Origin of the sequence: Vibrio sp. Isolate30, from assembly GCF_022397975.1 — a bacterium.
Lineage (GTDB): Bacteria > Pseudomonadota > Gammaproteobacteria > Enterobacterales > Vibrionaceae > Vibrio > Vibrio fortis.
Genome location: NZ_JAKEUS010000013.1, coordinates 113,625 through 126,604, shown reverse-complemented (window position 1 = coordinate 126,604; position 12,980 = coordinate 113,625). Strand labels below are relative to the sequence as shown.

At 47.4% G+C, this 12,980-nt stretch carries 6 protein-coding genes (1 of these 6 only partly in view); 1 reads left to right on the top strand and 5 read right to left on the bottom strand.

Annotated features, from left to right (window positions below; translation table 11 throughout):
* Positions 1-59: 59 nt before the first annotated feature.
* Genes L1D60_RS21535 through L1D60_RS21520 form a run of 3 tightly spaced genes read right to left on the bottom strand, consistent with a single transcriptional unit; the run spans position 60 to position 9,216 of the window.
* Positions 60-7,898, bottom strand: coding sequence for a VCBS domain-containing protein (locus L1D60_RS21535; protein WP_239842959.1), 7,839 nt, complete (start codon positions 7,896-7,898; stop codon positions 60-62).
* Positions 7,899-7,936: 38 nt separating this feature from the next.
* Positions 7,937-8,629: a VCBS domain-containing protein gene (locus tag L1D60_RS21525; protein WP_239842958.1), complete on the bottom strand. Its 693-nt coding sequence runs from the start codon at positions 8,627-8,629 to the stop codon at positions 7,937-7,939.
* Positions 8,630-8,631: 2 nt separating this feature from the next.
* Positions 8,632-9,216 carry a VCBS domain-containing protein gene (locus L1D60_RS21520; RefSeq protein WP_239842957.1) on the bottom strand — a complete coding sequence of 195 codons (585 nt, stop codon included), beginning with the start codon at positions 9,214-9,216 and terminating at the stop codon, positions 8,632-8,634.
* On the opposite strand from L1D60_RS21520, the gene L1D60_RS21515 reads away from it, so the two are divergent.
* Complete coding sequence (locus tag L1D60_RS21515; RefSeq protein WP_239842904.1) at positions 9,173-9,373, top strand: hypothetical protein; 201 nt, start codon at positions 9,173-9,175, stop codon at positions 9,371-9,373. The two genes, L1D60_RS21520 and L1D60_RS21515, sit on opposite strands and share 44 nt — an antisense overlap.
* On the opposite strand, the gene L1D60_RS21510 is transcribed toward L1D60_RS21515, so the two are convergent.
* Together L1D60_RS21510 and L1D60_RS21505 are read right to left on the bottom strand one after the other, a co-directional pair.
* Entirely contained in the window at positions 9,341-10,426 is a 1,086-nt protein-coding gene (locus L1D60_RS21510) for a VCBS domain-containing protein (RefSeq protein ID WP_239842956.1), read from the bottom strand. The two genes, L1D60_RS21515 and L1D60_RS21510, sit on opposite strands and share 33 nt — an antisense overlap.
* A gap of 19 nt (positions 10,427-10,445) precedes the next feature.
* A protein-coding gene (locus L1D60_RS21505; RefSeq protein ID WP_275665798.1) for a VCBS domain-containing protein crosses the window boundary here: on the bottom strand, positions 10,446-12,980 show its 3' portion. It continues 582 nt past the right edge of the window; only the last 2,535 of its 3,117 coding nucleotides appear in the window; its start codon lies beyond the right edge, outside the window — the gene reads right to left on this strand; the stop codon is at positions 10,446-10,448.

Below are 12,980 nucleotides of genomic sequence, written 5' to 3'. Positions count from 1 at the left end.
CCTTTTGTTTTATTTCACTAATGACTAATGACTAATGACTAATGACTAACGACCAATCATTAGTTATTTGGATCTATGTCTGGTAGTCCATCTACGTCGTTGTGATGATGGTGTTCATCATCTTGGTTATGGTTATTGGCTGCATCATGATGTTCAAGTGCATCCGACATATCCAAATGTGCTTGATCGTAACCTACGGCATGTTGCTGGTCGACTTGTGCAAGCACGATGTCCATGTCTGCAGGTTGATCATGCCCGGTGGTAGGCGATGCATTTGGCTGAATACCTAGGGCATCCAAGTAAGCCGCTGCAGTTCCTTGGTGGTTGTTGTCATGCTGGTTCTGAAGAGTCTTTGATTGAGCGCCAAGTTGGCCAAGAGTTGTCTCCATTCCTTGCCCCGAATTAACGTCACTAAATTGTGTTGTAGGGTCTTCTGCCATAGTAGGAGCATCATCTAATAAAATAATGGAAGACTCATCATGGACTTGTTGTAAGGGCTCATCATGTAAGACTGTATGGCTAGGTATTGCCTGAGTCGGGTCAAGTACTAAAGTTTGATATATCGATTGCGTTGCAGTAACACCATCAGGGCCTTCGGTGGTTACAGTTATGCCAATATTCATGTTGTGAGCAGTGCCACCAGGTAACCTTGCTGTCAGCGATGCTAAATCCCAGTCCTTAATATCAACAATGTCAGTTGTATCGGTAATCAAATGCGTATGTCCATGGGCATCAGATACCTCTGTTCCGCTTACAAGGCCCGATAAAGCGACTTTAGTGATAGTATCACTCGAATCTGTCGGTGTCGTGATTGTCGGACGCAAATGGATGAGGGCATCAGAATTGGGAATAGCGACAGCTGTATCAACCATACTAGAATGCGAATGAACATCGATAGTTGGTGTAATTTGGTGATGGCCAGTGGTATCGATAAACTGGCCTGTAGCATCAACTCTCATATCTATGACTAGGCCGTGTTGTGCATCAACGACCATTGAAAGAGGGGCATTGGCAAGTTGATTTGCAGTAACATGCGTAGTAGCTAGTGAGACACTGAACATTTGTCCGCTGAAAGCATCACTGGTGCTAAAGCCATGGTCTGTATGACTTCCTGTCTCAAGGTGGAAACTATCTTGGTCGTTACCAATAGCTAAAATGCCTCCTCCAGGTATAGATGCCCCCTTTCCAACTGGGCTGGGGTTAGTCCAGGCAGGAACACCATCAACAAGCAGTTCTAAATCTCCGGTAGATGAAGACCAAAGTACGCTATAGCGGTGAGTATGACCATCTGTTGCCGCTATACCCGTTTTATATTCATGGCCATGAATACGAATAGTAAGATTTGTTGGGTCCCAAACATAAAATTCATTTGGGTTATTTGTTGTACCATAGCTGATTAGAGTTGGACCATTGTGGCCTATTGGTGGAGCAGTTGGACCTCCAATTATATTAAATTCAACGGCAAGGTCTGTAATGTCACCATGGGTTTGTAAAGCACCGTTGTTGGTTACGCCTCCGGCTTTATTCGGTGCAAACTGCATAACATTTTGTTCTGTACTTAAATCTAGACTTATTTGAGCGTCATCAGTGACTGAGGTGACGGTCATAGTCATATGATTATTAACGCTTTGGGTTCCATCACTTACTTTGTACTGAATGTCAGCATCACCTTTAAAGTTGTGCGCTGGATTAAATGTCCAAGTACCGTCTTTGTTATCGGTAATGGTCCCCTGTGAAGGATCAACACTTATTGAAACAATAGACAGTAAATTCCCATCAGCATCATGAGCCCCAGAGAGTAATTGATTTTTAGTAATGACTATTCCACCAGAGATATCTTCAGTAGTTTGTGAAGAAGTAGCGACGACCGTCGGTGCGTCATTGATTGCGGCTAATGTCGTGGAAGCTCCTGTGTGGGTTGATCCTCCATGCGCATCGGTCACATCATACGTAAAGTGGACTGGACCATTGTAATTATGACTTGGAGTGAAGGTGTATGTACCATCTTTGTTGTCCACGATGGTGCCGTGATCTGCGTGTAAATTAGCGACAGTTAGCCTACCCACATCGTTGGCATCAACATCTAAGGTGTTTGCCAATAACTTGGCTGTTGAGATGATTTGGGCAAGGTCCTCTCTCCCCGAATTGAGTTGAACTTCACCTGATACGGTAGGAACATCGTTTGTACCATAAATAGTAATAACAATATCATGAGTCGTACCGTCTTTTGAATGTAAGGTTACAGTATCAGTCAGCGTTTGCCCTTGGCCAAGGTGTTGTAGTTCCGGCTTACGGTTATCAATGTAGTAAACCCATTCACCATTCGCATCAATAGTCAATAGTCCACCTAATGGAGAAGTATAGGGAGCCCACTCGGGGTGTGTTTGAGCTGTTATAAGTGTTTTAAAATCAAAGCCACTTTCACCTGAATCGGGATCGATTGCCGATAGAGTTCCACGGGTTTCGATTTTATAAGCATAGTTACCTTGAACAGATGCATGTGGATGAAAATCTTCTGTTACAGATCCTCTATCTATACCGGTGATGATTGCAGCATCTCCTACCGCATCGATATGTATTGTATTAGTTGCTTCTGCAGAGCTAGCATGTCCGTCATTAACCGTGAATTTAAATTGCACATCACCGTTAAAGTCAGTGGCTGGAACAAACTGAAGTTTAGCGATATCGGCAGTCGCGATACTTTGACCAGCAGTGATATCGTGCCCATCGAGTACAAACTTACCTTGAGCCGTTGGTGGCAGATCTGTGATCGCGATTGAATGAAGCGTATCGCCAGTGTCGACATCATTGAAACCGAACTGACTCGCCTGCATTTGATAGTGTGTATCTTCCGTGCCATGGGCAAGAGTAGTTGCCGATACGGTTGGTATATCGTTAGTTCCTACGATCTTAATATCAATAATATGATAATCACCACCGACAGTATGCACGTTGTATTGGACATGCTCCTCTTGCCCTGCAGCTAATTGCTGAATTTGACTGTTGTTAACGGTATACGTCCAAGAACCATCTTTGGATATATGAAGACCACCGTGAACGCCACTGTTAAATGGATCATGACGTTTACCCACATCCGTTGAGAATGCAGATTGGTCGTGGTCAGGATCAAGGGCATTCAGCTTACCTGATATGATCTCGACAGACGTTGAAGAGCGATCTTCATACACATCTGGATTTGAGGTGACGGATATCGTTGCCTTGTCATTACTCCCTTGAACGAGCACTTCAATATGTTTGGTTGCGGTTGAGCCATCAGTAGATATCGCTGTGATATCAAAACCTTCTGCCTTGGTCTCACCTTGTTGTAGCGCATTGGCCTTTGAGTGGTCTAGGTCATAATGCCATTGCCCATTGCTATCCACATGAAGCGTACCGTAAGCGCCAACAGAGTTACCTGCGGTAAAGGTTACTGAATCTTTACTGTCGGAATCGTGTGCGAGTAGGGTGCCTGAAATAGAGGTAACCTTGTCTTCAACGGCCGTTCCTAATGCGGCTGTTAATGCGTCAGGCGTATCAATAATCACATGATCATCGGTGCCTAAGATTTTGGCTGTCAGCGGGATTCGTGTTCCATCTGCGGTGATTAGAGTGATCGTATCAGTCAGAGAGTCGCCATGACTCAGTGATTGAACTTCAGCGTGACTATTGTCCGCACTGTAGCTCCATTTATCGTGGCCATCGGTTGAATGAGTGAAGTTGAAGGTACCATGGACGCCTGCAAGATTCATCGCGAAGTTTGCTGGTACCGTATGCTTAACGCCGTTGACCTCTATTTGAGTAACTTTCGCTTCTGATGGCGAGTCAATATCCTGAATATCGAGGTTTTTCCAACCTGACCATAACTCATTGCTGCTTGTTCCCGATTTGAGATGATCTTCAGTTACAAAGTTGGAGGCGAGTGTCGGTTGCAGTGTGGCAGCATCATTGCTCGGTAACAGCGTGGTAGACGCGCCAGTATGAGTAACGCCACCATGAGCATCTTTGACGTCATAAGTGAAATGCACTTGGCCGTTATAGTCTTTGGTTGGAGTAAAAGTGTATGTGCCGTCTTTGTTATCGATAACAGAGCCATGATCGACTAATAGATTCGCAATGGAAAGTTTACCTGCATCATTGGCATCAACATCAACCGTGTTAGCAAGTAAATCGGCTTTGGTGAAGGTAAGTGCTTTATCTTCAGTGCCAGTATTCAGCGTAACTTCTGAACTGATGTAGGGTCTGTCGTTATCGCCATGGATGGTAATAACTATGTCCTTAGCTGTACCATCTTTAGAGTAGACGGTAATTGTATCCGTTAATTCTTGACCATCACCTAATTGGTCTATCTTTGTTGCTGTATTATGTTGGTTGCTACCAACGGTAACCATGTAATGCCAATTACCGTCGGCGTTTAATAATAAATTGCCATAGGTACCATGGTAGGAGTAGACCCCGCCTTTTGTGTCAAATTGTGCTTCGCCAGTATCTGGGTCAATAATCTCTAACTTACCATCAGCGTATAGCGGATCATTGGTTAACTTAGCCATCCCAGGCTGTGCGTAGTTTGGCGAGCGGTCATGATAGGTACCGTGACCTTCATCAACATCACCTGTTGATATTCCTGTGATTATTGCTTCATCACCAACTGCGTCGATATGCAGTGTGTTGGTTGCTTCTTGTGAGTCAACATGTCCGTCATTAACCGTAAATTTAAATTGAACATCACCGTTAAAATCTTGAGTAGGGATGAACTGAAGCTTCGCGATATCGGAGGCTGCAATGCTCTGACCAGCGGTGATGTCGTGTCCATCGAGTATAAACTTACCTTGAGCCGCTGGTGGCAGGCCAGTGATCGCGATTGAGTGCAGCGTATCGCCTGTATCGACGTCGGTGAATCCGAACTGACTCGTCTGCATTTGATAATTTGTATCTTCCGTGCCGTTGCTGAGAACCACCTTGGCGACTGTCGGAGCGTCATTGGTTCCGACGACGTCAATATTTAAGTCATAAGCGGTACCATCGAAGCTGTGTACTCGATAGGTCACCGTTTCAACTTGTCCTTGTGCTAGGTGCTGAAGAACGGCGTTATCGACGCTATATCCCCAATTACCCACACTGTCTATTCGTAACATTCCACCGAATGGATCGTGAACGGCTGTTTCACCAAATTGGCTGTACTGGAATTTGTCTTCACCGCTGTCTGGATCTATAACTTGTAGTTGCCCGTTAGCGAGTTCAGTTGTTGTGCCGTTGTTGTGCGTTGCATGTGGTCCATCCTCAATAACACTACCGGTGGTCACTTCAGAGATAATGGCTTTGTCTGGGGTCGCAGCGAGAGTGGTATTCGCGCCAGTGTGGGTAGTACCTCCATGCGCGTCTTGCACATCATAAGTGAAATGAACTTGGCCGTTATAGTCTTTGTCAGGCGTGAAGGTGAAGGTACCATCTTGGTTGTCCTGAATCGAACCATGATTGGCATGCAGGTTGGCGATAGTGAGCTTACCTGAGTCATTGGCGTCAACATCGACAGTATTAGCTAGTAAATCGGCTGTTGTGATGGTTTGTGCGAGATCTTCTTTCCCGCTGTTGAGTTGCACTTCAGAAGAACAGTACGGGCGGTCGTTATCGCCATGAATGGTAATGACAATGTCATGGGATGTACCATCCTGGGTATGAACTGTAATTGTGTCTGTCAGTTTATCGCCTTTGCCTAGCGCATCGATCGCTCTTCCTGGACCTGAATCGCCAACATTTACGACGTACACCCAGTGACCATTTTCTTGGATATATAGGTGCCCATAGGTACCATTAAATTGGGGGGTACCTCCATTTAAATGTTGAAAGTGAGACTCACCGGAGTCTGCATCATTTATGGTTAAATCGCCTGATACCGTTAACAAATCGTTGAATAATTTAGGGTCTCCGGGATGCGCATAAACAGGGGAGCGGTCAACACCAGCTTGATTTTCATTAATATCACCAAAATCGACTCCCCCGATAACAGGAAGATTGTTGGTACCAGTAATAGTGATAGTTAACGGCTGCGTACTTGATGCATGATGTTCATCTGTGACTGTTACGGGGATAGTCAGTGTTTTTGAGGCACCAGATGCAAGTGACTGATAGCTGGAGTGTCTAGGGTCAAAGCTATAACTGCCATCAGGGTTCATTAGCAACCCATCAGTTTGCGGTGCGCTGTAAGTCAAGGCCGCACCTGTATCTATATCGTGGCCAATCATTTGTCCATTTAGAACGCTTCCACCTTCAGTCACTGAGTGCGACTGTGCATTGATGGTTGGGGCATCGTTGGTACCATGAACCGTGAGCTCTATTGTATGCGTTGTACCATCTGCTGAGCGTATAACGGCTGAATCGTGTTTAACTTCACCTTGTGCTAAGTTCTGTATGTTGCGGTTGTCGAGCGTATAGGTGTAGTGACCGTCGCGCATGAGCAGTATGTGACCTCCTAATTTGGTGTCATAGCCGATACCTTGATAGGTTTGTGGGCCAATATTTGGATCAAATTGAGCTTCACCCGCATCAGGGTCTTGGATGTTTAACTTGCCGTCGTAATGCAGTTGGTAGTGGGTATCTATATAGCCACGATCTTCAGTCACTCCCCGTAAACCTGCATTGGTTTGTGCGTCGGTAATAATCGCGTTATCCGGAGCTGCGGTAAGGTCAAACTTAGCTTGAGTACTAACGCTACCACCATGACCATCAACTACATCATAGGTCAGTCGAATTTCACCATTGAAATCTTTGTCTGGCGTGAAGGTATAAGTGCCATCTTTATTATCAGTCAGGCTACCGTGTGTGGCTTGCAAATTTGTCACATGCAATACATCGCTACCATCCACATCGCTTGCATGCGTTAGTAAATCAGAAGCTTTTATGGTTACAGGTTGATCTTCTTTTCCCGCAGGGAGCTGAGTCCACGCACTGACAATCGGTTTGTCGTTACTTCCTTGCACATCGATAACTATTTTATGAGGGACTGTTGCTCCTGCTGAATCGGTAGCGGTGATCCAGAATGATTCAGACTGATGCTCACCAGCTGCGAGCTTATCCGCGGCACCTCCGGTCGAATTGTCTAGCTGATAGTGCCAATGTCCATTCTGATCAATCGACAGTGTTCCCCATTGGCCTTGGGGCTGATTGATTGCCCATGTGACGGTGTCAGATTTATCTAAATCGGTTGCTGTTAGAGAACCTGTCGCATCTGGTGTTCCAGCAGTGTTTAAGCCCTGTTCGATGACAGCGCCACTTGAGGTACCGGAGATAGTAGGGCGGTCATTGGTACCGTTGATTGTAACTTTGATGGTAGATGGAGTTCCATCAACAGACGTTACTGTGAATGTCTCTTCGACTTTGTCGCCGACATTGAGCTGGTTAAAGGCGCTCTTGGCGGTGAATACCCAGTGACCATTGGCATCAATGGTTAGGTCGCCGTGTGTGCCCGTGATCGAATCTGGTGTAAAGGCATTATCTGGATTATCGATATCGGTGCTGGTTAGGGTGCCAGAGGTCGTTACCGCAGAGTCAGTTTCATCAACAGCCACAGTGGCACTGCTGACGGTCGCGGCATCGTTAGTTCCGTTAATAGTCACCTTGATCGTGGATGGTGTGCCATCAATAGATGTTACTGTAAATGTCTCTTCGACTTTGTCGCCGACATTGAGTTGGTTGAATGCACTGTTAGCAGTAAACACCCAATGACCATTCGCATCAATAGTTAGGTCGCCGTTAACTCCCTTGATTGAATCTGGCGTAAAGGCGTTATCTGGGTTATCGACATCGGTGCTGGTTAGGGTGCCTGATGTTGTCACCGCTGAGTCAGTTTCATCAACAGCGACACTGGCACTGCTTACGGTCGCGGCATCGTTAGTGCCGTTAATGGTCACCTTGATCGTGGATGGTGTGCCATCGACAGACGTTACTGTGAATGTCTCTTCGACCTTGTCTCTTCGACCTTATCGCCAACATTGAGTTGGTTGAAGGCGCTGTTGGCGGTAAATACCCAATGACCATTAGCATCAATGGTTAGGTCACCGTGTGCGCCAGTGATCGAATCCGGTGTAAAGGCGTTGTCTGGGTTATCGACATCGGTGCTGATGAGGGTGCCTGATGTTGTCACTGCTGAGTCAGTTTCATCAATAGCCACAGTTGCACTGCTGACGGTTGCGGCATCGTTAGTGCCGTTAATCGTTACCTTGATCGTGGACGGTGTGCCATCAACAGACGTCACCGTGAATGTCTCTTCGACTTTATCGCCGACATTGAGYTGGTTAAAGGCGCTGTTGGCAGTGAACACCCAATGACCATTGGCATCAATAGTTAGGTCACCGTGAGTTCCATTGATTGAATCTGGCGTAAAGGTGTTATCTGGGTTGTCGACATCGGTACTGGTTAGGGTGCCCGAAGTTGTGATGGCAGAATCCGTTTCATCAACAGATACAGTTGCAGTGCTGACGGTCGCGGCGTCATTGGTGCCATTGATAGTGACTTTTATGGTGGATGGTGTGCCATCAAYAGACGTTACTGTGAATGTCTCTTCGACTTTRTCGCCGACATTGAGCTGGTTAAAGGCGCTGTTGGCRGTGAAYACCCARTGACCGTTGGCATCAATGGTTAGGTCGCCGTGTGNGCGGCGTCATTGGTGCCATTGATAGTGACTTTTATGGTGGATGGTGTGCCATCAACAGACGTTACTGTGAATGTCTCTTCGACTTTGTCGCCGACATTGAGCTGGTTAAAGGCGCTGTTGGCGGTGAATACCCAATGACCATTGGCATCAATAGTTAGGTCGCCGTGTGCACCAGTGAACGAACCTGGCGTGAAGGTGTTATCTGAGTTATCGACATCGGTATTGGTTAGTGTGCCTGAAGTGGTGATTGCTTTATCAGTCTCGTCAACGGAGACAGTTGCACTGCTCACCGTCGCCGCATCATTAGTACCGTTAATGGTTACCTTGATCGTGGATGGAGTGCCATCAACAGACGTTACTGTAAATGTCTCTTCGACCTTATCGCCAACATTGAGCTGGTTAAAGGCGCTGTTGGCGGTGAATACCCAGTGACCGTTGGCATCAATGGTTAGGTCGCCGTGTGTGCCCGTGATCGAATCTGGTGTAAAGGCATTATCTGGATTATCGATATCGGTGCTGGTTAGGGTGCCTGATGTTGTCACCGCTGAGTCAGTTTCGTCAACGGATATAGTTGCACTGCTGACGGTGGCGGCGTCATTGGTGCCATTGATAGTGACTTTTATGGTGGATGGTGTGCCATCAACAGACGTTACTGTGAATGTCTCTTCGACTTTGTCGCCGACATTGAGCTGGTTAAAGGCGCTGTTGGCGGTGAATACCCAGTGACCATTGGCATCNGATAGTGACTTTTATGGTGGATGGTGTGCCATCAACAGACGTTACTGTGAATGTCTCTTCGACTTTGTCGCCGACATTGAGCTGGTTAAAGGCGCTGTTGGCGGTGAATACCCAGTGACCGTTGGCATCAATGGTTAGGTCGCCGTGTGCACCAGTGAACGAACCTGGCGTGAAGGTGTTATCTGAGTTATCGACATCGGTATTGGTTAGTGTGCCTGAAGTGGTGATTGCTTTATCAGTCTCGTCAACGGAGACAGTAGCACTGCTCACCGTCGCCGCATCATTAGTACCGTTAATGGTTACCTTGATCGTGGATGGAGTGCCATCAACAGACGTTACTGTGAATGTCTCTTCGACTTTGTCGCCGACATTGAGTTGGTTAAAGGCGCTGTTGGCGGTGAACACCCAATGACCATTCGCATCAATAGTTAGGTCGCCGTTAGCTCCCTTGATTGAATCTGGCGTAAAGGCGTTATCTGGGTTATCGACATCGGTACTGGTTAGGGTGCCCGAAGTGGTTGTTGCTTTATCAGTCTCGTCAACGGAGACAGTTGCACTGCTGACGGTTGCGGCATCGTTAGTGCCGTTAATCGTTACCTTGATCGTGGACGGTGTGCCATCAACAGACGTCACCGTGAATGTCTCTTCGACCTTATCGCCGACATTGAGTTGGTTGAATGCGCTGTTGGCGGTAAATACCCAATGCCCATTRGMATYAATGRTTAAATCACCATGTGTRCCTGTGATGGAMTCTGGCGTAAAGGTGCTATCCGGATTATCGACATCGGTACTGSTTAGGGTGCCAGACGTTGTCACAGCTTTGTTTGTTTCATCGACAGCGACAGATGCRCTGCYGACGGTCGCGGCATCGTTAGTGCCGTTAATCGTTACCTTGATCGTGGACGGTGTGCCATCAACAGACGTYACCGTGAATGTCTCTTCGACTTTATCGCCGACATTGAGCTGGTTAAAGGCGCTGTTGGCAGTGAACACCCAATGACCATTGGCATCAATAGTTAGGTCACCGTGAGTTCCATTGATTGAATCTGGCGTAAAGGTGTTATCTGGGTTGTCGACNGATAGTGACTTTTATGGTGGATGGTGTGCCATCAACAGACGTTACTGTGAATGTCTCTTCGACTTTGTCGCCGACATTGAGCTGGTTAAAGGCGCTGTTGGCGGTGAATACCCAGTGACCGTTGGCATCAATGGTTAGGTCGCCGTGTGTGCCCGTGATCGAATCCGGTGTAAAGGCGTTATCTGCGTTGTCGACGTCGGTGCTGGTTAGGGTGCCTGATGTTGTCACCGCTGAGTCAGTTTCGTCAACGGATATAGTTGCACTGCTGACGGTGGCGGCGTCATTGGTGCCATTGATAGTCACTTTAACAGTGGACTGAGTGCCATCAACAGACGTTACCGTGAATGTCTCTTCGACCTTATCGCCGACATTGAGTTGGTTGAATGCACTGTTGGCGGTAAATACCCAATGCCCATTGGCATCAATGGTTAGGTCGCCGTGAGTGCCTGTGATGGACTCTGGCGTAAAGGTGTTGTCAGGATTATCGACGTCCGTGCTGGTTAGGGTGCCTGAAGTCGTGATGGCAGAATCCGTTTCATCGACAGCGACAGATGCANAATGCCCATTGGCATCAATGGTTAGGTCGCCGTGAGTGCCTGTGATGGACTCTGGCGTAAAGGTGTTGTCAGGATTATCGACGTCCGTGCTGGTTAGGGTGCCTGAAGTCGTGATGGCAGAATCCGTTTCATCGACAGCGACAGATGCAGTGCTGACCGTCGCGGTATCGTTAGTGCCGTTAATGGTTACCTTGATCGTGGATGGAGTGCCATCAACAGACGTTACTGTAAATGTCTCTTCGACCTTGTCGCCAACATTGAGTTGGTTGAATGCACTGTTAGCAGTAAACACCCAATGCCCATTGGCATCAATGGTTAGGTCGCCGTGTGTGCCCGTGATCGAATCTTGTGTAAAGGCATTATCTGGATTATCGACATCGGTGCTGGTTAGGGTGCCAGAGGTCGTTACCGCAGAGTCAGTTTCATCAACAGCCACAGTTGCACTGCTGACGGTTGCGGCATCGTTAGTGCCGTTAATCGTTACCTTGATCGTGGACGGTGTGCCATCAACAGACGTGACCGTGAATGTCTCTTCGACTTTGTCGCCAACATTGAGYTGGTTGAATGCACTGTTGGCAGTAAATACCCAATGCCCATTGGCATTAATGGTTAAATCACCATGTGTACCTGTGATTGAATCCGGTGTAAAGGCGTTGTCAGGATTATCGACATCGGTACTGGTTAGGGTGCCAGACGTTGTCACAGCTTTGTTTGTTTCATCGACAGCGACAGATGCGCTGCTCACCGTCGCCGCGTCATTAGTACCGTTAATGATCACCTTTATGGTGGATGGTGTGCCATCGACAGACGTTACTGTGAATGTCTCTTCGACCTTATCGCCAACATTGAGTTGGTTGAAGGCGCTGTTGGCGGTAAATACCCAATGACCATTAGCATCAATGGTTAGGTCACCGTGTGCGCCAGTGATCGAATCNGTCTCTTCGACCTTATCGCCAACATTGAGTTGGTTGAAGGCGCTGTTGGCGGTAAATACCCAATGACCATTAGCATCAATGGTTAGGTCACCGTGTGCGCCAGTGATCGAATCCGGTGTAAAGGCGTTGTCTGGGTTATCGACATCGGTACTGGTTAGGGTGCCCGAAGTGGTTGTTGCTTTATCAGTCTCGTCAACGGAGACAGTTGCACTACTAACGGTTGCTGCATCGTTAGTGCCGTTGATAGTGACTTTTATGGTGGATGGTGTGCCATCAACAGACGTGACCGTGAATGTCTCTTCGACCTTATCGCCGACATTGAGTTGGTTGAAGGCACTGTTGGCGGTAAACACCCAATGCCCATTGGCATCAATGGTTAGGTCACCGTGAGTTCCAGTTATTGAATCTGGCGTAAAGGCGTTGTCTGGATTATCGACATCAACACTGGAAAGAGAGCCCGAAGTCGTAATTGCTTTATCTGTCTCGTCAACGGAGACAGTAGCACTGCTCACCGTCGCCGCGTCATTAGTACCGTTAATGGTTACCTTGATCGTGGATGGWGTGCCATCRACAGACGTYACYGTGAATGTYTCTTCGACCTTATCGCCRACATTGAGTTGGTTGAATGCAYTGTTGGCRGTRAAGACCCAATGCCCATTGGCATCAATGGTTAGGTCGCCGTGTGTGCCTGTGATGGACTCTGGCGTAAAGGTGTTGTCAGGATTATCGACGTCCGTGCTGGTTAGGGTGCCTGAAGTCGTGATGGCAGAATCCGTTTCATCGACAGCGACAGTTGCACTGCTGACGGTYGCGGCATCGTTAGTGCCGTTAATGGTCACCTTGATCGTGGATGGWGTGCCATCAAYAGACGTTACYGTGAATGTYTCTTCGACYTTATCGCCGACATTGAGYTGGTTAAAGGCGCTGTTGGCAGTGAACACCCAATGACCATTGGCATCAATAGTTAGGTCACCGTGAGTTCCATTGATTGAATCTGGCGTAAAGGTGTTATCTGGGTTGTCGAC